Annotated in this window: 17 protein-coding genes; 10 read left to right on the plus strand and 7 right to left on the minus strand. The window is 64.0% G+C overall.

Going from position 1 to position 22,226, the window contains the following annotated elements:
- Positions 1 to 327: 327 nt before the first annotated feature.
- The 4 genes from A3OM_RS0115910 (at position 328) to A3OM_RS26175 (ending at position 3,609) form a co-directional block, all read left to right on the plus strand.
- Positions 328 to 750: a CBS domain-containing protein gene (locus A3OM_RS0115910; RefSeq protein WP_018044758.1), complete on the plus strand. Its 423-nt coding sequence runs from the start codon at positions 328 to 330 to the stop codon at positions 748 to 750.
- A gap of 446 nt (positions 751 to 1,196) precedes the next feature.
- Positions 1,197 to 1,352 carry a hypothetical protein gene (locus A3OM_RS26410; protein WP_244474580.1) on the plus strand — a complete coding sequence of 52 codons (156 nt, stop codon included), beginning with the start codon at positions 1,197 to 1,199 and terminating at the stop codon, positions 1,350 to 1,352.
- Positions 1,353 to 1,426: 74 nt separating this feature from the next.
- Positions 1,427 to 3,253 carry a hypothetical protein gene (locus tag A3OM_RS0115920; RefSeq protein ID WP_018044760.1) on the plus strand — a complete coding sequence of 609 codons (1,827 nt, stop codon included), beginning with the start codon at positions 1,427 to 1,429 and terminating at the stop codon, positions 3,251 to 3,253.
- 194 nt (positions 3,254 to 3,447) lie between these two features.
- A complete protein-coding gene (locus A3OM_RS26175) occupies positions 3,448 to 3,609 on the plus strand; it encodes a hypothetical protein (protein ID WP_018044761.1) in 162 nt (53 codons plus the stop codon).
- Between the two features lie 132 nt (positions 3,610 to 3,741).
- On the opposite strand, the gene frc is transcribed toward A3OM_RS26175, so the two are convergent.
- The gene (gene frc, locus A3OM_RS0115930) at positions 3,742 to 5,016 is read right to left on the minus strand and encodes a formyl-CoA transferase (RefSeq protein WP_018044762.1); all 1,275 of its coding nucleotides are present in this window, start codon (positions 5,014 to 5,016) and stop codon (positions 3,742 to 3,744) included.
- A gap of 91 nt (positions 5,017 to 5,107) precedes the next feature.
- Positions 5,108 to 6,847, minus strand: a complete 1,740-nt coding sequence (oxc, locus tag A3OM_RS0115935; RefSeq protein ID WP_026176099.1) for an oxalyl-CoA decarboxylase — start codon at positions 6,845 to 6,847, stop codon at positions 5,108 to 5,110.
- A 659-nt stretch (positions 6,848 to 7,506) separates the two neighbouring features.
- Here oxc and A3OM_RS0115940 point away from each other — a divergent pair.
- Together A3OM_RS0115940 and lexA are read left to right on the plus strand one after the other, a co-directional pair.
- Positions 7,507 to 8,199, plus strand: coding sequence for a GntR family transcriptional regulator (locus A3OM_RS0115940; RefSeq protein WP_026176100.1), 693 nt, complete (start codon positions 7,507 to 7,509; stop codon positions 8,197 to 8,199).
- 416 nt (positions 8,200 to 8,615) lie between these two features.
- Positions 8,616 to 9,353, plus strand: coding sequence for a transcriptional repressor LexA (gene lexA, locus A3OM_RS0115945; protein WP_018044765.1), 738 nt, complete (start codon positions 8,616 to 8,618; stop codon positions 9,351 to 9,353).
- On the opposite strand, the gene A3OM_RS0115950 is transcribed toward lexA, so the two are convergent.
- Positions 9,347 to 11,608: a ComEC/Rec2 family competence protein gene (locus A3OM_RS0115950; protein WP_043764349.1), complete on the minus strand. Its 2,262-nt coding sequence runs from the start codon at positions 11,606 to 11,608 to the stop codon at positions 9,347 to 9,349. The genes lexA and A3OM_RS0115950 overlap by 7 nt on opposite strands.
- 178 nt (positions 11,609 to 11,786) lie before the next feature.
- On the opposite strand from A3OM_RS0115950, the gene gltX reads away from it, so the two are divergent.
- A complete protein-coding gene (gene gltX, locus A3OM_RS0115955; RefSeq protein WP_026176102.1) occupies positions 11,787 to 13,214 on the plus strand; it encodes a glutamate--tRNA ligase in 1,428 nt (475 codons plus the stop codon).
- A 229-nt stretch (positions 13,215 to 13,443) separates the two neighbouring features.
- A complete protein-coding gene (gene gltA / locus A3OM_RS0115960) occupies positions 13,444 to 14,733 on the plus strand; it encodes a citrate synthase (RefSeq protein ID WP_018044768.1) in 1,290 nt (429 codons plus the stop codon).
- A gap of 250 nt (positions 14,734 to 14,983) precedes the next feature.
- Here gltA and rpsD read toward each other — a convergent pair whose 3' ends face one another.
- Together rpsD and murI are read right to left on the minus strand one after the other, a co-directional pair.
- Positions 14,984 to 15,601 (minus strand): 30S ribosomal protein S4, encoded by a 618-nt coding sequence (rpsD, locus tag A3OM_RS0115965; RefSeq protein WP_018044769.1) that lies wholly within the window; start codon positions 15,599 to 15,601, stop codon positions 14,984 to 14,986.
- A 204-nt stretch (positions 15,602 to 15,805) separates the two neighbouring features.
- A complete protein-coding gene (gene murI, locus A3OM_RS0115970) occupies positions 15,806 to 16,684 on the minus strand; it encodes a glutamate racemase (RefSeq protein ID WP_026176103.1) in 879 nt (292 codons plus the stop codon).
- A gap of 195 nt (positions 16,685 to 16,879) precedes the next feature.
- On the opposite strand from murI, the gene egtB reads away from it, so the two are divergent.
- Entirely contained in the window at positions 16,880 to 18,154 is a 1,275-nt protein-coding gene (gene egtB / locus A3OM_RS0115975; protein WP_026176104.1) for an ergothioneine biosynthesis protein EgtB, read from the plus strand.
- Between the two features lie 65 nt (positions 18,155 to 18,219).
- Positions 18,220 to 19,185 (plus strand): L-histidine N(alpha)-methyltransferase, encoded by a 966-nt coding sequence (egtD, locus tag A3OM_RS0115980; protein ID WP_245257846.1) that lies wholly within the window; start codon positions 18,220 to 18,222, stop codon positions 19,183 to 19,185.
- 3 nt (positions 19,186 to 19,188) lie between these two features.
- Here the strand turns inward: egtD and A3OM_RS0115985 are convergent, their stop codons facing one another.
- Both A3OM_RS0115985 and clpA read right to left on the minus strand, forming a co-directional pair.
- Positions 19,189 to 19,464, minus strand: coding sequence for a hypothetical protein (locus A3OM_RS0115985; RefSeq protein WP_018044773.1), 276 nt, complete (start codon positions 19,462 to 19,464; stop codon positions 19,189 to 19,191).
- Between the two features lie 281 nt (positions 19,465 to 19,745).
- Positions 19,746 to 22,223 carry an ATP-dependent Clp protease ATP-binding subunit ClpA gene (clpA, locus tag A3OM_RS0115990; protein WP_018044774.1) on the minus strand — a complete coding sequence of 826 codons (2,478 nt, stop codon included), beginning with the start codon at positions 22,221 to 22,223 and terminating at the stop codon, positions 19,746 to 19,748.
- Positions 22,224 to 22,226: the final 3 nt, after the last annotated feature.

Consider the following 22,226-nt stretch of genomic DNA (forward strand, 5'->3'; position numbering starts at 1 on the left):
ACTAATGGTCGAACGCCAATTCGCCATGCTGGTTCGTGCATATTACGTTACACGCGAACGGAAACCGCCCGGATCTCAAATCGGAGACAGGCAGACACGTCATTAGCTGGAAACGAAGATCCGTGCGGTGGGTCCGTCCGACGCCTGGATCCTGCCCCTGGGGATTCCCCACGCCACGGTTCTCAGGCGACACCCATCGGTGGAATCGAGGGTGGCGCTCTTCCCGGTCCAGGCACCGGCACCATAGTTCTATTTCTTCCGTTGACAATAGGTATTCTGCATACCAGAGTCGTCCTCCAACAAGCGATCCCTGAGGGAGGCGACGCCATGGAAGCCAGCCAGTGGACCGGCAATGGCGCGGCCCGACTCCAGTATATCCGCATGGATCGGTCGGCGAGGGACGCATTGCAGTTGCTGCGCAGTCCTGGAGTCGAGGCCCTCGTCGTGATCGACGGTGATCGTCCGACAGATGGAGCCATCATCGGGATCGTCACCGAGCGTGAGATCTTCCGCGCCATGGCGGCGCGCGGTCTCGAAGCGCTGGACAACCTCGTTTGGATGCTGGCGAAAGAGGATTTCACCTCCGTCGACGTCGGAATGTCCCGTGCCGACAGGCTGAAGCAGTTCTGCGCCCACAAAACCGATCATCTCGCGGTGACGGATGGTTTCGTCCTCACAGAGGTCCAGAGCATCTGGAACTGCGTCGATGAGATGTCCGCAGGCGGTGGACCGGCCGAGGCCGGAGCATGAACGCGTATTCAGTGCCGGGATCGTAACCAACCCACAATTGTAGCCCCCGGTGCCGCAGACTAGGTTATGCGCAATCGATCTTCGCATTGTAGTATTGCAGTGCAAAACAAACGTATCGCAACCGCAGGACAAGATATCCTGCGCATGATCATTGACCCACACCCGTTTTGCATTCAAAATTTATCCAAGGTGCCCAGGCATTTCGGCCTTCGAACGAGGCGCGATCCAGACTGGGTATCGAGGCAGGGAGACGCTACGGGATCGTGCCGGTCGGCAACAGACCGGCCCTGCGCATCTCGTGGACAACAGGGTTAGCAGCGATGCGTTACTTGGCCATTCTTGAATGTCCCGTCATCTTCGGTGGTGAATCTCCCAATGGGATGACCAGCATGGACATGTGTCCCTCGGCTGGCATCACACGCGGTCTTATCAGCCGACATGTGAAAGTGATCGATTCCAGGGTCATCGCCGTCTGTATCTGGCAGAGCGAGTTCTGCGCCAAGCTGTTCTTCGACGCGGATTGGTACGAGAAGGCGGGAGTCCTCTGGGGGGACCGCTATCAGCTGCGTCTCGAGGCCATTGACGAGGCAGCTGTCGCGTAAGTTCAGGCGAGCTGGATTTCTTGACGACGACGCCCGGCCGCCAGCGAAGGTGCTGAATCTCGGAGCGGTCGGTCATGTCCATCCCGGAGAGCAGAATCGCGGATCTGGCTGAGCCGAGGCCACGGGAAGAATACGGCCCTTGGAATCCGGGTCTCGAATCGAACCTGCCCAGGGCGTTCCTCGCCCTGGAGACGATCTACCGGCCCGACAATGTCGAGACCACCCTCGCGGACGCTCGCGAGATGATGGACGTTAGCGGGCTTCCGCTGATGCAACTGGTCCGGTTCCGGGCAGAGCGCCTCGTCGTCCACGAAGTTCTCATCCGTGTCATGGCCGACCTGTCGGTTCCGGTCGGCCGGACCTATGGCGATCTCGGAGTGAATTTCCGCGCCATGGTCGGCACCATCCTGCGCGACGGGGTAGCGTCCCATGAGGATGAGATCTCCGACCTGCTCGACCGCATTCGAAGCGATGCGACGCAGGTCCTCGAGCGGGAACTCTCCGCGATGTTCCTGTCGAAAGGTCCGGAGAAACGGGTCAGGACACGGGCATCCTTGTGGCAGACGATCCTCGGCTCGCCCGAACCCGCATGGTGCCGGGAGGAAACTCTCACACCGGAGCAGTCTGCACTCCTGCATCTCGACGCATGGCAAGCCCGATGCGTGGCATCGCCTGAACCCATCGAAGCGGCGGCCTGTGCGGCATTGCGACAGGTGGTGACGAGCATCGTCAGCCGGCGCGGTTTCCTCATCCGCGACAAGGCGCTTCTCTCACGTCTCGCCTGCACGCTCGTTTCGAACCAGCATGGCAGCACCCGGATCGGACAGCTGATCGAGCCATGGGTTCGCGATGTCGTCGCCAGCCAAAGCTACCATGTGTTGAAGGCCCAGATCCGGCCGGTAGTCATGAACGTCAAGGGTGCCTCGGCATCGGGCAAGAGCACGATCCGGCCCTATCAGCGGGCGCTTGCCGGGCGGCTCGGGCTCGATGAATCGGATTTCGCGGTGATCACGCCCGACGTCTGGCGCAAGTTTCTGCTCGATTACGACAGCCTCGGCCCGGCCCGGCGCTATGCCGGGACCCTGACAGGGCGAGAGGTCGAGATCATCGATCGCAAGCTCGACCGGCATATGGCGGTGAAGGCCGCCGAAGGCCGCATTTCGCATCTCCTCATAGACCGGTTTCGTTTCGACAGCTTCACCGTCGATGCCGGCGCCGAGAGCGGCAGCCAGCTCCTCACCCGATTCGGTCACAGCGTCTACATGCAGTTCATGATCACGCCGCCGGAGGCGACGGTCGAGCGGGCTTGGAAGCGCGGCGAGCAGTTCGGCCGCTACAAGGCGGTGGAGGATCTGCTCGCCCACAATGTCGAAGCCTATACCGGCATGCCGCGCCTGTTTTTCACCTGGGCGCTGAGAACGGACAAGCAGGTCCATTTCGAGTTCCTCGACAACAGCGTGCCGGAGGGTGAGCGGCCGAGAACCGTTGCCTTCGGCATCAACGGCGCGATGACCATTCTCGACATGAAATTCATTTTCGATATCGATAGATACCGCAAGATCGAGGTCTCCGCGCGGTCGGCCGACGAGGTCTATGCCGCCGCCGGCTCGATGGAAGCTCAACAGAACATGAGCTTCCTGCGCGATTGCGTTCGCCGGATGACGACGATCCGATTCGCCGATCACGGAACGGGGCGGGTCTATGCGCGGCTCGAAAGCAGCCGCCTGTCCCATCTCTCCGCGGACGCCGTCTCACGCGCGGCCGAGGACCCTGACCTGCACGCAGCCTTGGCCCTTATGGGCGTAGCGGACCAGTGTCCGGCCATCGCGGAACCAGGAGAATGGCTTCGACCGGAGGACACCCACACGCTGGGCCGATGGGGCGACGCGGCCTGGTCCTGACTGTCGGCCGGCGAATGCCTCTCAGTCCCGCGATCACATGAGAAAGTGCCTTTCGCGGATGCGCCCGACGCCGGCTCCCGGCTGCAACCAACTTCAGCATGCGTCTGGGACATGCCTGGTCGAAGGAATGTGATATATCAGTTTGCGCCGCACCATGGCATCACGATGTTGCAACGCGCCATCGGGAGCCCACCATGCTCGTCACCATCTTCGCCGCCGTTCTCTGCATGATCGCTCTTCAGGTCGTTCTCGTGGTGAAAGCCGCCGATCTCCTGTCGGTGCGCCCCGACAAGACCGGTTCCGAGAGCCGCGGTTACGTGGGCGGTTCGGCCGGACGCTTCACCGGCATTGCCTGATCGACTGCCCCTGAACGAAAGAGCGCGGCATCGGACCCGAGGCCGACACCGCGCTGAGTCGGGAGGAGTTTCACGTCGTGCACGCGAGTCGGGATGTTGAGACAATCGGCTCGCGCTTCGTTCAGGAGCAGATCATTCGGCGGCGATCCTCTGGACTGCGCCGATCGCCCCTGATTCCGAGATCTTGAGCCTGTCGTTCTCGGAATAGCCGAGGACGTCGCGCAGGATCTCGTCGGTATGCTCGCCCAGCAGGGGCGAGCGCTTGACCTCGACCTGACTCGCCGAAAGTCGGATCGGGTTTCCCACGGTCAAGTATTTCCCACGCTCCGGATGGTCGACCTCGACCACCGTGCCGGATTTTCGCAGCGACTCGTCCTCCGCGATCTCCTTCATCGAAAGGATCGGGCCGCAGGGGACGTGAAGCGCGTTAAGCGTTTCCATCGCCTCGAACTTGGTCTTCGACATCGTCCAGGCTTCGACCCGCGTGAAGATTTCGTTCAGATGCGGCAGGCGCGCTTTCGGCGTCGCGTAATCGGGATGGGTCTTCCAGGTCGGCTCGCCGATGACGTCGCAGATCGGCTCCCAGACCGCGCCTTGTGCGATGAAGTAGATGTAGGCGTTGGGATCGGTCTCCCATCCCTTGCACTTCAGGATACGACCCGGCTGCCCGCCACCGGAATCGTTGCCCGCGCGCGGCACGGAATCGCCGAAACCGATCCCCTCCCCGTACTGGCTGTATTCCTCGAGCGGACCGCGCTCCAGTCGCTGCTGGTCGCGCAGCTTGACCCGGCAGAGGTTGAGGACGCCATCCTGCATGGCGCAATCGACCCTCTGACCAAGGCCCGAATGGGTCCGCTGATAGAGCGCCGTGACGATGCCGAGGGCTAGATGAAGGCCGGTGCCGGAATCTCCGATCTGAGCGCCGGATACCATCGGGATATCGGTGCGGAACCCGGTGGTGGAGGCGGCACCTCCCACGCATTGGGCTACGTTCTCGTAGACCTTGCAATTCTCGTAAGCTCCCGGTCCGAACCCCTTGACCGAGGCGAGGATCATGCGGGGGTTGGCTTGGTGGATCGCCTCCCAGGTCAGGCCCATCCGGGCGAGAGCGCCGGGCGCGAAGTTCTCCACGAGAACGTCGCACTCCTTCACCAGACGCCACATCACCTCGATCCCCTTCGGGTTCTTGGTGTCGAGGGTGATCGACCGCTTGTTGTGGTTCAGCATCGTGAAATAGAGGCTGTCCACATCGGGAATATCCTGAAGCTGCTGGCGTGTCGCGTCGCCAACGCCCGGACGCTCGACCTTGATCACGTCCGCGCCGAACCAGGCCAGGAGCTGGGTACAGGTCGGGCCGGATTGGACATGGGTGAAGTCGAGGATCTTCACGCCTTCGAGGGCATTCATAGGACTCTTCCGCGTTGAAGGGCGTTCGGCGGATATGGGCACCGACCGCCCCAGCGTCGCTGACGCGGGAGCGGCCGGATGGACCGATGGCCTACTTCTTCTTTTTCACTGCGCTCTGCGGGTTGAGGCTGCCGATATTGCCGCTCTCGGTGCCGGCTTCGGGGTCGATCACCGCGTTGATGAGGGTCGGGCGGCCCGAGTCCATCGCGGCGTTGACGGCCTGGGAGAGCTCGTCCGGCGTGGTCGCGTTGACGCCGTCGCCGCCGAAGGCTTCCATCATCTTGTCGTAACGGGAATCCCGGACGAAGACGGTCGTGCCGGGGTCGCGGCCGGTCGGGTCCGTATCGGTGCCGCGATAGATGCCGTTGTTGTTGAACACGACGATGCAGACCGGCAGGTTGTAACGGCAGATGGTCTCCACCTCCATGCCGGAGAAGCCGAAGGCGCTGTCGCCCTCGACGGCGAGGACGGGCTTGCCCGTTTCCACGGCGGCGGCGATGGCGAAGCCCATGCCGATCCCCATGATGCCCCAGGTGCCGACATCGAGACGCTTGCGCGGCTGGTACATGTCGATGATGCCACGCGCCAGATCGAGGGTATTGGCGCCCTCGTTGACGAGGATTGCGTCGGGCCGCTCGGCGATGATGGTCTTCAGTGCGCCGAGCGCGCCGTGGAAGTCCATCGGCGTCGAGTTCTTGCGCAGCTTCGACGCCATCTTGGCGAGGTTCTCCTCCTTCTTGGCGGAGATGGCATCGGTCCAGGATGTCGGCGGGGCCTGCCAGTCACCCTTCATGCCGTCGAGGAGCGCTGAGACGCAGGAGCCGATATCACCGACGATGGGGGCCACGATCTCGACATTGGAGTCCATCTCTTTCGGCTCGATGTCGATCTGGATGAACTTCTTGGAGCCGGGGGCGCCCCAGGTCTTGCCCTTGCCGTGGGAGAGCAGCCAGTTGAGACGCGCGCCCACCAGCAGGACGACGTCGGCCTCCTTGAGGACGAGCGAACGGGCGGCACCCGCCGATTGTGGATGGGTGTCGGGCAGGAGGCCCTTGGCCATGCTCATGGGCACGTAGGGGATGCCACTGGTTTCCACGAGAGCCCGGACCTCGTCATCGGCCTGCGCATAAGCTGCCCCCTTGCCGAGAACGATGAGGGGGCGTTTGGCGCTCTTCAGGACATCGAGTGCGCGCTTGATCGCCGAGGGGGCCGGCAGCTGGGCCGGGGCCGCATCGATGACCTTGACCAGGGATTTGGCGCCGGCCTCGGCCTCCATCACCTGGCTGAACAGTTTGGCGGGCAGATCGAGATAGACACCGCCGGGTCGGCCGGACACAGCCGCACGGATGGCACGGGCGACGGCGATGCCGATATCGGCGGCATGAAGCACGCGGAAGGCGGCTTTGCAGAGGGGCTTGGCGATGGCGAGCTGGTCCATTTCTTCGTAATCGCCCTGCTGCAGGTCGACGATCTCGCGCTCGGACGAGCCGGAGATGAGGATCATCGGGAAGCAATTGGTGGTGGCGTTGGCGAGCGCCGTCAGACCGTTGAGGAAGCCGGGGGCCGAAACCGTGAGGCAGATGCCGGGCTTCTTCGTGAGGAAGCCCGCGATGGCGGCCGCATTGCCGGCATGCTGCTCATGGCGGAAGGAGATGACACGCATGCCCGCAGCCTGGGCAAGACGACCGAGATCGGTGATCGGAATACCGGGAACACCGTAGATCGTATGAATATCGTTGAGCTTCAACGCATCGATGACGAGATGAAAGCCATCGGTGAGCTCAGGCTCCGCCGAAACGTCGACAGCGATTCTCTGGGCCAAAGCGGACATCGTGTTCTCTCCCTGGTTCTTTGCTGTTTTGTTATGATTTGCGACCCGCTGGGCAGACGAGCCGATGAGGTGACGTCCCCATCGTGGGGCGGCGGGGGCGTCCACGGCCGCACGTCTCGGCGAAACCGTATTTTTCTTAAGTCAGACCGAAAAAATTATGACCTCCTCAAGCAGAAAGCTCATGCTTATCTTGAAGACCGTCCGTAAACCTCCCGACCGAAGGGCTAAGGAACGTAATGCGTTATAATGCGTGTCCCTACGTCGACAGCGTGCTGGGATGCCACCGCCAATCCGCCGAAGCCTCATCACGACCTCGCTCAGGCCGCCTTACAGTCGGATCACCCTCCGCATCTCTCGACAATTGGTGGCATACCAAATACCAACTGTCAAACCATTTTGCATGATCTTGCCGGTTTGGTCGGGCTTCAGCGATTGCGCGGCACTCAAACGAACGAGACGATGGCGAGTGCGGCATCGCCGCGGCTCCAACGACCGAATGCATGTCCTCCGGATTGCTAGGACAAGAGATGCCACTATTCTTGTGTTGAAGGATTTCTTTGCCCCGAAGCGTTCCTTGTATTTCGAACGCGGGTTTGGCATGCTTCACACCAAGTGTGCTCGACCCTGTGTGCGAGTTGAAATCATTCTAGGTGTCGAAAATGGTCAAGACGGATACGTTTCAAGTAAAGCCGATCGTTGCGACTTCGAGCTTGCGTGCATTGGCCTACGACGCGCTCAAGGAAGCAATCACGAATATGAACATCTATAATCAGCGCGAGGAGGTGAGGCTCGACGAGAGGAAGCTGTCTCTCAACCTGGGAGTGAGCCGCACCCCGGTGCGCGAAGCGCTGACGGTACTCGAGCAGGAAGGTTTCGTACGGTTCGAGGCCCGGCGCGGCGTCTTCGTGATCAAGAAGTCGAAGAAGGAGATCGTCAGCATGATCCAGGCCTGGTCGGCCCTGGAGAGCATGGCCGCTCGCCTCGCCTGCGAGCGAGCCACAGACGAGCAGTTGCACTGCCTGCGCGAGCATTTCCCGGAATTCTACGAGGGTCGTCCGTCGGATCATCTCGACGAGTATTCGGAAGCCAATATCCGCTTCCACCAGAAGATCATTTCGCTGGGCCAGTGCGACGTCATCAAGGACATCACCAGCAATCTGCTCATGCACGTTCGCGGCATCCGCAACACGGCCATGCGCCAGGGCGACCGTGCCGCCAACTCGATCAAGGAACACGTGGCGATCATCAAGGCGCTGGAGGCGCGCGACGCGGAACTTGCCGAACGCCTGGTGCGCGAGCACGGCCTCGGCCTGGCCAGCCATGTCGAGAAGTACGGCGACTATCTCGACTGAACGGCATCGTCGCCGGTTTCTGGTCGCTGCGACCGCCAATGTCGGCGAACGAGACGGGACATCCGGCTTCGGTCGGATCGAAGCGCCTGTATTGGCTCGCCGATCCGTCACAGTGATCGAAACGAATCCCCGATTCTGCGGCGAAGCCAGCGACCGGTGGCACCGTCGCTATTGAACGACCACGCCGAGGCGATCAGCTCGCGGGGTGGGATGTCGTCGGGATGGAGCCGACTTGCGAGGCGCGAACCGCCAGCCGGGCTCCGGCGCCGGGATGCCAGCGAATGTCCGCCCAGGAACAAACTCTACCACCGCGTTAACGGAACCCTTGCAGAACACTTCCAGAACGTCTACCATGTTCGTGTTTTGTTTCAGCGGCGTTAGTCGCGGCCATTGGCTTCAGTGGAAGAGTGATCTGTATGTTGACGCGTAAGCAGCTGGATCTTCTCCAATTCATTCAGCAACGGATGCAGGAGAGTGGTGTCCCGCCCTCGTTCGACGAGATGAAGGACGCGCTCGATCTCAAGTCGAAATCGGGCATTCACCGGCTGATCACGGCCCTCGAAGAGCGTGGGTTCCTGCGGCGCCTGCCGAATAGGGCCAGGGCGATCGAGGTGATCCGGATGCCCGAAAGCCTGACCGGCGCCCCCGCGCCGAAGCCGGCTCCCGCCGGCGAAGTCCGCCGCTTTACGCCCAGCGTCGTCGAAGGCGGACGGTCCAAGGCGACGCCATCTATGCGTCCGCCTACGACCCAGGCTCAGGACGAGAGCGGACGGGCCATCACCATCCCGGTCATGGGTCGGATCGCGGCCGGTACACCGATCTCGGCGATCCAGAACCAAAGTCACTCGGTCACGTTGTCTCCCGACCTCCTGTCGGGGGGCGAGCATTATGCCCTCGAGGTGCGCGGCGATTCGATGATCGAAGCGGGTATTCTCGACGGCGATCTGGTGGTGATCAAGAAGCAGGACACCGCGAATACGGGGGACATCATCGTGGCCCTGATCGATGATGAGGAAGCCACTCTGAAACGCCTGCGTCGTCGCGGTTCCTCCATCGCCCTGGAGGCCGCCAACCCCGCCTATGAGACGAGGGTGCTGGGTCCCGACCGCGTACAGATCCAGGGTCGCCTGGTCAGCCTCGTCCGCCGCTACTGAGGCCGGTCCGAGGGCGTGTCCGGCAATGGGTCGCCTTCGTCGATCTCGGGATCCTGTAGTTTCGCGGTCTCGGCCGGTGTCGAGGGTACAGGCGAGGCATCGGCCATGACCCGCCGCCACGGAGGCCGGACGTTCGGCGCGCGTGCCGATGTCGCGACAGGACCATCCGGCCCGAAGCGAACGGCCGTCGCCCCTCGCTCCGCCAGGAACGCCCGATCGACGATGAGGCCGGCGCGGCATCCTTTGGGAGCGTCGCGGCGGGCTATGATGATGCTTGCCCTCTCACAATCCTCGGCAAAGGCCCGCTTGTCCTTGACAAGCGCCACGATGCGCCGCGTCTCCGTCCCTGCGGTGCAGCCGACCGCATCGCAACGGCCTTTCGTGGAGGCGGATACGGCACCGGCCTTCCGAGAATCGCCGTCCGCCTTGAGCCATTGTTCGAGGACGAAGGCGGGCGGGTTTCCGAGGATTGCCAGCCGGCCGTCAGGGTCGCGCAGGGCCGCGCCCCCACCCTCCCGGTCGATATAGAGGTCGTAGCGCGGTGGCGTGGCGGCGAGGGCGATGCCGAGGGCGGCCGGAGCGAGTCCGATCCAGCGCAGCCCCGACACGGGGAGTGTCAGCAGGAGCAGGGCGAGGGCCAGCAGGCAGAGGGCCGTGCTGCCATAGGCCGGCACGACGAGGGTGGCGTGGCCAAACCCGCTGATCCACCCGGAGATCGTGAGCATCCCCCGTACCGCGAGCCCCATCGCCCACCAGACCGGCTGATCGAGGGCAAAGGGGTAGGCGAGGATCCCGAGCACCGCCGCCGGCATCACCGCCAGAGATACGAGGGGCAAGGTCAGCGCGTTGCCGACGATGCCGAACGGCTGGACGGTCTGGAAATGATAGGTCGCGAACGGCGCCGTCGCGATCTGGGCGACCATGGTCGTCGCCAGGGTGCCGAGGACCGCGACGGCGAGGAACCGCCATGCGCGGGCCAAGAGGCTGGCGCCTTCGCGTGGCGGCATCCAGCGATTGAGCGTGCCCGCGCAGGCGATGAGGCCGGCCACCGCGCCGAAGGACATTTGGAAGCTCGGGCCGAGTAGCCCGTCGGGCTCGCGCGCGAGGGCGATCAGCGCGGCCAGGGCGAGGTTGCGCATGCTGAGCGCGGGACGATCTACGAGGATCGCGCCCAGCATCACGAGGGTCATGATGAGCGATCGCTCGGCGGCGATGTCCCAGCCCGAGAAGACGCAATAGGCGGTGACGCCGACCATGGCGAAACCGGCGGCGATCTTCTTGATCGGCCAGATGAGGGCGAGGCCCGGGACGAGGGCGAGGAGCGCGCGAACGAGCCAGAACACCACTCCGGCAGCGAGTACCATGTGGAGCCCGGAAATCGAGACCACGTGGTAGATCCCCGCCGCGCGCAGGACATCGTTGGTCTCGGCATTGATGAGGCCGCGCTTGCCCGTCACCAGGGCCGCGGCCACCGCGCCGGCCTGCCCGCCATTGGCATCGGTGATCCGGCGGGTCAGCGCGTTGCGCGCATCGTCCACGGCAGCGGCGAGCGAGACCTGCCAGGGCAAGGGTCTCGGCGGAGGCTTCACCTCGATCTTGCCCACGAGGGAGCCAACGGCGCCGATCCCGCGAAAGTAGGCATCGCGCGCGAAATCGTATCCGCCGGGCCGGGCCGCCTCGGGCGGGGGCAGGAGCCGCGCCGTCGCCGAGATGTAATCGCCGGGCTTCAGGGTGAGCGCCTTTTTGTAGGACACGCGAACCCGCGTCGGCCGGCGATCCGGCGTCAGGGTGCCGAAACTCTCCACGAGGACGATGAGCCGCGCACCGACCTCCCGCTCGTCGAGGGCTTCCACAAGGCCGGTGAGCGGCGCGATGGTCGTCCGGGCCAGGACGGGCGCCGCCACGATCCGCAGGCGCAACACAGCGGCCGAGAAGCCGAGGAAGGACGCGGCGAGTCCGAGAACCAGAGCGAGGGCGACGGGCCTTGAACCGAGGAACGGTACGGCGGCCGAGAGGGCGAGCGCCACGAGGAGCGGTGCCGCCAGCGATGGCTCGCCGTGGGTGGCGGTGAAACAGACGAGAATGCCGAGGCCGAATGCGACGGCGAGCCAGGGAAACAGGCGGCGCTGTTCGGATTCCTCCGCGAGCCCGCCGGCGAACCAGCGTTTTGCCGCCTCTACCATAGCCGACGGGGATCGCGGACGGGCCAGGCCCGCAAACGTCGCGCCCTTTGCTCGCGCGCTGGCCTGGGCCATCTGCCGCTGCGTCTCCCTCAGGGCTCACCCTTTTGGAGAGAGCCCGCACGAGCGGCACCGCCTCCGCCTCGCGACTCGGCGCCACGTTTTCTTAACGTCACCGCAAACGCATGCTACATGCGCCGATCCGGGCCGGTCGATCCGCCCTCCCACCTTCACGCACAAGTTTAGCCGCCCGATGTCGTCACCCGTCGTTACGCGTTTTGCCCCCTCCCCCACGGGGTACCTGCATATCGGGGGAGCGCGCACGGCGCTCTTCAACTGGCTCTATGCCCGCCATTTCGGCGGTCGCATGCTGCTGAGGATCGAGGATACCGACCGGGAGCGCTCCACCCAGGGCGCCATCGACGCGATCCTCGAAGGGTTGCGCTGGCTCGGCCTGGATTGGGACGGAGACGTCGTATACCAGTTCGCCCGCGCGGATCGGCACCGCCAGGTCGCGGAAAGCCTGCTCGCCTCGGGCAACGCCTATCACTGCTATGCGACGCCGGACGAGCTCACCGCCATGCGCGAGGCCGCGCGGGCCGAAGGCCGCCCCATGCGTTACGATGGCCGCTGGCGCGACCGCGATCAGACCGAGGCACCGGCCGGCGTGAAGCCGGTGATCCGCCTACGCGCTCCGTCCGACGGCGAAACGGTGGTGGAAGATCAGGTCCAGGGCCGCGTGACCTGGGCCAACAAGGATCTCGACGATCTCGTCCTGCTGCGCTCCGACGGTAACCCCACCTACATGCTCGCCGTCGTCGTCGACGATCACGACATGGGCGTGACCCACGTGATTCGCGGTGACGACCACCTCACCAACGCCGCCCGGCAGGGACAGATCTACGACGCGCTCGGCTGGTCCGCGCCGATCATGGCGCATATCCCGCTGATCCACGGGGCTGACGGCGCCAAACTATCGAAGCGTCACGGGGCACTCGGTGTCGACGCCTATCGCGACCTCGGCTACCTGCCCTCGGCCTTGCGCAACTACCTCGTCCGCCTGGGCTGGAGCCATGGCGATCAGGAGGTGTTCTCGACCGAGGAGATGATCGCCGCCTTCGAGCTGAAGTCGATCGGCCGCTCGGCTGCCCGATTCGATTTCGCGAAGCTCGAGAATCTCAACGGGCTCTACATTCGCGGGGCGGACGATGCCGTGCTGATCGATGCGATCGAGACGATCCTTCCGGTGCTCGCTCCCGATCGCGGATTGCCCACCGCCTTGTCGCCCGAGCTTCGTGCCAAGCTCGGCGCGGCGATGCCCGGTCTCAAGGAGCGCGCCAAGACCCTCGTGGACCTCCTCGACAGCGCCTATTACCTCACCGCGTCGCGTCCCCTCGGCCTCGACGACAAGGCGAAGGCCCTCTTGAGCGAGGAAGCTCGCCAGCGTCTCGCGGCGATCCTGCCGGCCCTCGCCGACCTGCCGGAATGGAACGCGGCCAGCACGGAGGGCGCGGTGCGCCGCTTTGCCGAGGAAAACGCGCTCAAGCTCGGCCTGATCGCCCAGCCATTGCGGGCCGCGCTCACGGGGCGCGCGACCTCTCCGCCGGTCTTCGACGTCATGGCCGTGCTCGGACGCGAGGAGTGTCTGGGGCGCCTCGGAGATCAGGCATCCTCGACCTGATCACAGACGCTCGACGGGTGACAGATCGGCCCGGTTTTCGCTTGCGCGGCCGAGTGGCGAGGGGGATCGGTTGTAGGCGGTGTGCCGATCCGCTAACCCGATAGGTGTGTGAGCACCTGCAGCAAAAGCCTGTTCGTGCGCGCCGGTCCTAAGTGGCGGATGTCGCCATTCGGGCCGGCGCTACCCTCTGCCAAGGTCTGCCTTCTGCCAAGAAAGGGTCCACGTCTCCATGAGCGCCACCAGCACGATCTCCGTGGGCGACAACCAAGTCGATCTTCCGATCAAGACCGGTACGATCGGACCCGACGTCATCGACATCGGCAAGCTCCACGCCAAGACCGGCATGTTCACCTTCGATCCCGGGTTCACCTCCACCGCGTCCTGCGAATCGAAGATCACCTATATCGACGGCGACGCCGGCGTCCTCCTGTATCGCGGCTACCCGATCGAGCAGATCGCCGAGCAGGGCGACTTCCTCGAGACGTGCTACCTGATGCTGTTCGGTGAATTGCCGACGCCCGCCCAGAAGGCGGATTTCGACTACCGGGTTACGCGCCACACCATGGTGCACGACCAGATGAACCGCTTCTTCCAGGGATTCCGCCGCGACGCCCACCCGATGGCGATCATGGTCGCCTGCGTCGGCGCGCTGTCGGCCTTCTATCACGACTCGACCGACATCTCGGACGACAAGCAGCGCATGATCGCCAGCCTGCGCATGATCGCCAAGATGCCGACGCTCGCGGCGATGGCTTACAAGTATTCCATCGGTCAGCCCTTCGTCTACCCGAAGAACGACCTCGATTACACCTCGAACTTTCTGCGGATGTGCTTCGCGGTTCCCTGCGAGGAGTTCGTCGTCAACCCGATCTATGCGCGCGCATTGGACCGGATCTTCATCCTCCACGCCGATCACGAGCAGAACGCCTCGACCTCCACCGTGCGTCTGGCCGGCTCGTCGGGCGCCAACCCCTTCGCCTGTATCGCCGCCGGCATCGCCTGCCTGTGGGGGCCTGCGCATGGCGGCGCCAACGAGGCGGCGCTCAAGATGCTGGAAGAGATCGGCACGCCCGATAACGTGGTGAAATACGTCGCCAAGGCCAAGGACAAGAACGACCCGTTCCGTCTGATGGGCTTCGGTCACCGCGTCTACAAGAACTACGATCCGCGCGCCCGCATCATGCAGAAGACGACGCATGAGGTCCTCAGCCAGCTTGGCATCAAGGACGATCCGCTGCTGGAAGTCGCCGTTCAGCTCGAGCAGATCGCCTTGAAGGACGAATACTTCATCGAAAAGAAGCTCTACCCGAACATCGATTTCTATTCCGGCATCACCCTCAAGGCGATGGGCTTCCCGACCTCGATGTTCACCGTGCTCTTCGCGCTCGCCCGCACCACGGGCTGGATCGCCCAATGGGCCGAGATGATCGAGGATCCCTCGCAGAAGATCGGCCGCCCACGCCAGCTCTATATCGGCCCGGACAAGCGCGAATACGTGCCCATCGGCCAGCGCGGCTGAGGCGTTCATTCAGGCAGTCCGCCGTATCCGACCTCGCTTTCGAAGCGAACGTCACGGAGCGACATGATCTGGTGCAGCAGCAATGAACCGAAGGCGGGGTGGCCAGATAGGCTTCCCCGCTTTTTTTGTGGCCCTCCCCACGACATGAGCCGTCCGAAGAGCGAGGCCTGATCGATCATTGATCAATCGGGCAAACAAAAAGGCCGCCCTCTCGGGCGGCCTTTTTCGTCTCGGTGATGATCCGGTGGGATCAGCGCGAATAGAACTCGATCACGAGGTTCGGTTCCATCTGGACCGGGTAGGGAACTTCGCTGAGGCTCGGCACGCGGGTGACGCGAGCGGTCATCTTGGCGTGATCCACCTCGATGTAGTCCGGCACGTCACGCTCGGCGAGCTGCGAGGCGACGACGACGATCTCGAGCTGCTTCGACGAATCCTTCACCTCGATCACGTCGCCCGGCTTCACGAGGAAGCTGGCGATGTTCACGCGACGGCCATTCACCTTGACGTGGCCGTGGTTCACGAACTGGCGGGCAGCGAACGGGGTCGGCACGAACTTGGCGCGGTACACCACGGCGTCGAGGCGACGCTCCAGCAAGCCGATCAGGTTCTCGCTCGAATCGCCGCGCAGGCGGATCGCCTCGGCGTAGTAGCGGCGGAACTGCTTCTCGGTGATGTTGGCGTAGTAGCCCTTGAGCTTCTGCTTGGCGCGCAGCTGCGTGCCGAAGTCGGACATCTTGCCCTTGCGGCGCTGGCCATGCTGGCCGGGGCCGTACTCGCGGCGATTGACGGGGCTCTTCGGGCGGCCCCAGATGTTCTGGCCCATACGGCGATCGAGCTTGTGCTTCGCCTGAATACGTTTTGACATCGCGGTTCCTCTCAGCGAGTGAGATTGGTCGAGGAACGCGCCCTCCTCTTTCCGAAGCGGCCCGGGGCCGAAGCGGAACGACAGAGCGGACATTGCCGCTCACGGGTGCGCTTGAAAAAGCTGCGGGGCCCCTCTCGGAGCCCCGTAACTGAGCGCTGCATAGGCGAGAGAGGCCCGGAGGTCAATGCCGAGGCGGCAACGCATCTATTGCAGAGCGAGCGGCATCATCTCCACGGCGACATCGCCGACGCCCCTGGCATCGAGAGAGCGACGCAGGGAGGGCGTGATGCTGGCACCGCTGGTGAAGGCCGTCAGCCCCGGAGGGATGTCGTCCAGAGGCTTGCGCCGGGATGGACCGAGAAGCTGCGTGACCCGGCGGGCGATGGCCGGGGCCGGATCGATCCAGGTCACCTCCCAGGGGGCGAGGCGCTGGAATCGCGTGAGCAGCAGGGGATAATGGGTACAGGCGAGGCAGACCACGTCCGTACGTCGCCCGTCCTCGCTCTCGACGAAGCATGGGGCGATCTCGGCGGCGATCAACGCGTCGTCGACCGGGCGGCCCGCGAGTTCGGCCTCGGCATAGGCCGCCAGATTCGGCGATCCGACCAGGGTGACCGCACAGGCGCCCGCATAAGTCTCGATGAGGTCGTGGGTATAGGGCCGCGCCACAGTGCCAGGCGTCGCCAGGAGGCTGATCCTGCGCGAGCGTGTCGCCTCCGCCGCCGGCTTGATCGGCGGCACGACGCCGACGAACGGTGTCGAAAAGCGCGCCCGGAGTGCAGGAAGCACCAGGGTCGACGCCGTGTTGCAGGCGATCACGACGAGATCGGGGCCGTGGCGTAGGAGAAGTCTCTCCATCACCGCCAGGACGCGGGCGACGAGGATGGATTCCGATAGACGCCCGTAGGGAAAGGCGGCGTCGTCGGCGGCATAGACGTAACGCGCGTCGGGCCGGGCGCGCCTCACCTGTTCGAGAACGGTGAGGCCTCCAAGACCGGAATCGAACACGAGAATGGTTGGGGTCGGCCGGATTTCAGCCGCCAGGGCCGCCGTCATCACTCCTGCCATCAGATCGATCCGCATACGAGCCTTGCCTGGACACTGTGCGTGGATGGAGGAGTGTCGGGCCGGCAGGGTTAAGGCCGTGTCACTGAGGCATGAAAAAGGCCCGGCATTTTTCGTCCATGCGCGCCGCGTCGATGGGCGCAGGCGAATGGCCGTTGCCGAATGGCGGCGGGGCCATATTTCCGCATCATGGATGCGAGTGGAGTGATCGACATGGCAGCGACGGCGGCAATCCGCGAGACCTCGCATCGTCAGACGGAAAGCGCGGCATTCCCGCCGCCAAACGTCTTGGAAAGGCCGGTGGATCGCGCGGCCTGGATCAGGGCCTTCCGCGCCGTGCGCGACGAGACAGAGCGCCGCGCCGCGCCGCTATCGCCGGAGGACCAACAGATCCAGTCCATGGCCGATGCCAGTCCGACGAAGTGGCACCGGGCGCATACCACGTGGTTCTTCGAGCAGTTCCTCCTGCACGATCACGTGCCCGGCTACCGCATCTACGACGAGCGGCTGCACTACCTCTTCAACTCCTATTACGTCGCCGCAGGCCCCCGCCAGCCGAGAATCATGCGCGGTCTCATCACACGGCCGACCGCGGACGAGGTCGCCGGTTACCGCGCCCATGTGGACCGTGCAGTGGAGGGCCTCCTGGCGGATTCGACCGAGGCGACCCTCGACACGGTGCTGTCGATCCTGGAGATCGGCCTTTATCATGAGCAGCAGCATCAGGAGTTGCTCCTCACCGACATCCTCCATGCCTTCGCGCAGAACCCCCTGAGCCCCGTCTACGATGCCGGATGGCGTTTTCCTCGTCCTGTATCGCGGGGCGGAACCGCCGAGTTGGATGGGAGGGTCGAGAAGATCGGGCATCAGGGCGACGGATTCTCGTTCGATAACGAATCCCCACGCCATGAGACGCTGATCCTACCGTGTCGGATCGACAGGGGCCTCGTCACCAACGCGCAATGGCTCGCCTTCATCGAGGATGGCGGCTACGCGCGGCCCGAACTCTGGCTCTCGGATGGCTGGCTCGCGGTGCAGGCGGAGGGCTGGGAGGCCCCCGGCTACTGGCAGCGCAATGAAGCCGGGCAATGGTCGAGCATGACCCTCGCCGGACAGGCCAGTATCGACCCGGCCCTGCCCGTCACCCACGTGAGCTATTTCGAGGCGGATGCCTTTGCCCGATGGGCGGGGCGCGATCTGCCCACCGAGTTCGAATGGGAGATCGCCGCGAAGGAGGGTCTGCTCGACGACGCCTTCGGCCTCGTCTGGCAATGGACCCGTTCTGCCTATTTGTCCTACCCGGGCTACAGGCCGGTGTCCGGTGCGCTTGGCGAATACAACGGAAAGTTCATGTCGAACCAGTTCGTCCTGCGCGGCTCTTCCGTGGCCACCTCCGAAGGTCATGCCCGGATCGGCTATCGCAATTTCTTCTATCCGCACCAGCGCTGGCAGTTCACGGGGCTGCGGCTGTCGAACTATCGCGACTGATCTCCGTTTCCCTCTCCCGCGAAACCTTACGTCCTTCGGCGTTCTTCGGAGACTTGCCCGTGACCATCAACCCCGTCTTCACGGACGCCACCCCCGTCTCCTCCGTCACTCCGGAGCAACAGTTCCTCGACGACGTCCTCGTGGGGCTCTCGGCGGCGCAGAAATTCATTCCGGCGAAGTATTTCTACGACGAGATCGGCTCCGACCTGTTCGAGGCGATTACCCGACAGTCGGAATATTATCCGACTCGCACGGAAATCGGCATCCTCGATGCGTCGGGGCCGGACATCGCATCGCTTCTTCCGTCACGAGCGAACCTCGTGGAATTCGGTAGCGGCTCGACGGTGAAGGTCCGGCGGCTTCTCGTCCATCTCACGGATTTGGCCGCCTACGTTCCGGTTGACGTTTCGGAGAACTTCCTACGAAGCGAAGCCGAAACCCTGTCGCGGGACTTCCCACACCTGTCGATTCAGCCGGTCGCGGCGGATTTCACCCGGCCCTTCACCCTGCCCGATGGGCTCTCCGATGGCGCCGTGGCAGGGTTCTTCCCAGGCTCGACCATCGGCAATTTCGAGCCGCCTCAGGCTGCCCATCTCCTCGCCCATTTCGGGCGGGTCCTGGGGCGTGGGGCATCCCTGATTGTCGGCGTCGATCTCGTGAAGGACAAGGCGGTGCTCGATGCGGCCTATGACGATGCAGCCGGCGTGACGGCGAGGTTCAACCTCAACCTGCTCGATCGGATCAACCGCGAACTCGGAGCGGATTTCGACCGATCGGCCTTCGCCCACCGGGCCTATTTCGCACCCGAGGAGTCGCGGATCGAGATGCATCTCGTGAGCTTGCGCGCCCAGGACGTGTCGCTCGCGGGCCGCCGCTTCAGCTTCGCGGGGGGAGAGACGATCCACACCGAGAACAGCTACAAGTACACGATCGACGGCTTCCGCGCCCTTGCGGCGCAGGCAGGATGGAGGGTTGCGAAGAGTTGGACCGATGCCGAGCGCCTGTTCTCGCTCCATGCTCTCACCCGATAAGGGTCAAGCCTTCTTCTCGAGCATCTGCTTGACCTGCATCAACTGGTCCCAGACCGTGCCCGGAGTCGTTCCGAGCACATCGAATCCGGCGCTGATCCCCCAATAAATTCCGTAGCAGATGATCGGAACGAGGATCCAACCCAGGATTTCCTCTCCCCGGCGCCGGCGTACACGACGACGACGACGCTCTTCGCGCCGGGTTAGTTTCTGCGGGCGGGCCGCGACATGGGTGCCCTGGCTGGAGAGCGGTGTCAGGGGGCCCTCTTGCAGATCGCTCATGGATACTCCCCTGTTAACGCGAGTGGCTTCAACGATCCCACTCCAACCTTTCCCGCACCGGCTTGAGCCGTGACGGGAAATCGAAGTCTATGACGTTGCTCGGCGAGCCCCTCGAAGGTGTCACGGCCGAACGTGCGCTGATGCATTTACTCAAAGGCGCTAGCTAGCGACCGAGCCCGCGCATGTCGACAGCAGGACCGCGCATTTTCAGCCCGAACGCCGAACGGGGCGCGCCTTCCTCGTAAGGAAGACGCGCCCCGTTCGGCAGAGCTTCGGTGCGATCAGGCCCGGACGAGAGGAACTTTCGGTACCGTGCGGACACCGCCCGAACCACCCTTGTCGTCCTTCTTCGCCTCTTCCTTCTTTCGCGGAGCGGCCTTGGCCCGGCTGCGCTTGCGCTTGCCGCCGGCATTGGTCACGTCCTTCTCCGGTTTCGGTGTCACGGGTCCGGCCGGGAACTCGAAGGCCAGCGCGTCTTTCTGCGCCAGCGTCACACCTTCCTCGGCCTTCTTCAGCACAACCCGAACCGCGCCGCCATCCTTGAGGCGTCCGAACAGGACCTCATCGGCGAGCGGCGTCTTGATCGTGGTCTGGATCAGGCGTGCCATGGGCCGGGCACCCATCGCCTCGTCGTAACCGTTCTCGGTCAACCACTCGCGCGCCTCGTCCGAGAGTTCGATGGTCACGTTGCGGTCGGCCAGCTGCGCCTCGAGCTGGAGCACGAACTTGTCGACAACCTTGGCCACCACGTCCTTCGGCAGATGTCCGAACGAGATGATCGAGTCGAGGCGGTTCCGGAATTCCGGCGCGAAGAGCTTGTTGATCGCCTCGACGTCGTCTCCCGTGCGCTTGGCCTGGGTGAAGCCGTAGGCCGACTTCGCCATGTCCGATGCGCCCGCATTCGTCGTCATGATGATGATGACGTTGCGGAAATCCACCTGCTTGCCGTTGTGGTCGGTGAGCTTGCCGTGGTCCATCACCTGCAACAGGATGTTGAAGAGGTCGGGATGGGCCTTCTCGATCTCGTCCAGCAGCAGCACGCAATGCGGATGCTGGTCGATCCCGTCAGTGAGCAACCCGCCCTGATCGAAGCCGACATAGCCGGGCGGAGCGCCGATGAGACGGCTGACCGTGTGGCGCTCCATGTATTCCGACATGTCGAAACGGATCATCTCGATGCCGAGTGACGAAGCGAGCTGCTTGGCCGCTTCCGTCTTGCCGACACCGGTGGGCCCGGCGAACAGGTACGAGCCGATCGGCTTGTCCGGATCGCGCAAGCCGGCGCGCGCCAACTTGATCGCCGAGGTGAGAGCCTCGATGGCATCCGTCTGCCCGTAGACAACGCGCTTCAGGTTCTCAGTGAGGTTCTTGAGAACCGCCGCATCGTCCTTCGAGACGGTCTTTGCCGGGATACGTGCCATCGTCGCGATGGTCGCTTCGATTTCCTTCACCCCAATCGTCCGCTTGCGGCGAGCTTCCGGTACGAGCATCTGCGACGCGCCGGTCTCGTCGATCACGTCGATCGCCTTGTCCGGCAACTTGCGGTCGTTGATGTAGCGCGCAGACAACTCGACGGCGGCTTTCACGGCCTCGGTCGTGTATTTGAGTTTGTGAAATTCCTCGAAATAGGGCTTGAGACCCTTCACGATCTCGATGGCGTCCGGGATCGACGGCTCGTTGACGTCGATCTTCTGAAACCGGCGCACCAGGGCGCGGTCCTTTTCGAAGTACTGACGGTACTCCTTATAGGTGGTCGAGCCGATGCAGCGGAGCGAGCCGTTGGCCAAAGCGGGCTTGAGCAAGTTCGACGCGTCCATCGCACCGCCGGAAGTCGCGCCGGCGCCGATGACGGTGTGGATCTCGTCAATGAAGAGCACCGCGTTCGGGTGCGCCTCGATCTCCTTCATCACCTGCTTGAGCCGCTCCTCGAAGTCGCCACGATAGCGCGTGCCTGCGAGCAGGGTGCCCATGTCGAGGGAGAACACCGTTGCGTCGATGAGAACTTCCGGCACTTCCTTGTTGATGATCTTGCGCGCCAGTCCTTCGGCAATGGCGGTCTTGCCGACACCCGGGTCGCCCACGAGCAGCGGATTGTTCTTCTGACGGCGGCACAGGATCTGGATGGTGCGCTGGACCTCGCTCTCACGACCGATCAGCGGATCGATCCGGCCATCGCGTGCCTTCTTGTTGAGATTGACGCAGTAAGCCTCAAGCGCATCGCCCTTCTTCTTGGTGCGGTTCTCCGTCTCCTCGCCGCTCGGACGCTCGGTGGAAGGCTCCTCCTCCGCGCCACGGACGGGCTTCGGCTCGGACGCGCCGGGGCGCTTGGCGATGCCATGGCTGATGTAGTTGACCGCGTCGTAGCGGGTCATGTCCTGCTCCTGCAGGAAATAGGCGGCATGGCTCTCGCGCTCGGCGAAGATCGCCACGAGCACGTTGGCCCCGGTCACTTCTTCCCGGCCGGAGGACTGGACGTGGATCACCGCGCGCTGGATCACCCGCTGGAAACCCGCCGTCGGCTTGGCATCCTGGCGCCCATCGCCGATCAGGTTGGCGAGTTCGGTGTCCACATACTCGACGAGGCTGCGTTTCAGCGTGTCGACCTCGACGTTGCAGGCGCGCATGACGGCCGCGGCGTCCTGGTCGTCCACCAGGGCGAGGAGCAGATGCTCCAGCGTCGCATATTCGTGCCGACGCTCGCCGGCGAGCGCCAGGGCGCGGTGGAGAGCTTGTTCTAGGCTGCGAGAGAAGCTGGGCAAAAG

The organism is Methylobacterium sp. 88A, from assembly GCF_000376345.1.
Classification (GTDB): domain Bacteria; phylum Pseudomonadota; class Alphaproteobacteria; order Rhizobiales; family Beijerinckiaceae; genus Methylobacterium; species Methylobacterium bullatum.

What these genes read in the sequence shown, in the direction of transcription:
- rpsD (WP_018044769.1), bottom strand. Translation starts at nt 15,601, where the DNA reads ATGTCAAAACGTATTCAGGCGAAGCACAAGCTCGATCGCCGTATGGGC.
- lexA (WP_018044765.1), top strand. Translation starts at nt 8,616, where the DNA reads ATGTTGACGCGTAAGCAGCTGGATCTTCTCCAATTCATTCAGCAACGG.
- oxc (WP_026176099.1), bottom strand. Translation starts at nt 6,847, where the DNA reads ATGTCCGCTTTGGCCCAGAGAATCGCTGTCGACGTTTCGGCGGAGCCT.
- A3OM_RS0115910 (WP_018044758.1), top strand. Translation starts at nt 328, where the DNA reads ATGGAAGCCAGCCAGTGGACCGGCAATGGCGCGGCCCGACTCCAGTAT.
- murI (WP_026176103.1), bottom strand. Translation starts at nt 16,684, where the DNA reads ATGCGGATCGATCTGATGGCAGGAGTGATGACGGCGGCCCTGGCGGCT.
- A3OM_RS0115940 (WP_026176100.1), top strand. Translation starts at nt 7,507, where the DNA reads ATGGTCAAGACGGATACGTTTCAAGTAAAGCCGATCGTTGCGACTTCG.
- egtB (WP_026176104.1), top strand. Translation starts at nt 16,880, where the DNA reads ATGGCAGCGACGGCGGCAATCCGCGAGACCTCGCATCGTCAGACGGAA.
- frc (WP_018044762.1), bottom strand. Translation starts at nt 5,016, where the DNA reads ATGAATGCCCTCGAAGGCGTGAAGATCCTCGACTTCACCCATGTCCAA.
- gltX (WP_026176102.1), top strand. Translation starts at nt 11,787, where the DNA reads ATGTCGTCACCCGTCGTTACGCGTTTTGCCCCCTCCCCCACGGGGTAC.
- gltA (WP_018044768.1), top strand. Translation starts at nt 13,444, where the DNA reads ATGAGCGCCACCAGCACGATCTCCGTGGGCGACAACCAAGTCGATCTT.
- A3OM_RS0115920 (WP_018044760.1), top strand. Translation starts at nt 1,427, where the DNA reads ATGTCCATCCCGGAGAGCAGAATCGCGGATCTGGCTGAGCCGAGGCCA.
- A3OM_RS0115950 (WP_043764349.1), bottom strand. Translation starts at nt 11,608, where the DNA reads ATGGCCCAGGCCAGCGCGCGAGCAAAGGGCGCGACGTTTGCGGGCCTG.
- A3OM_RS26175 (WP_018044761.1), top strand. Translation starts at nt 3,448, where the DNA reads ATGCTCGTCACCATCTTCGCCGCCGTTCTCTGCATGATCGCTCTTCAG.
- A3OM_RS0115985 (WP_018044773.1), bottom strand. Translation starts at nt 19,464, where the DNA reads ATGAGCGATCTGCAAGAGGGCCCCCTGACACCGCTCTCCAGCCAGGGC.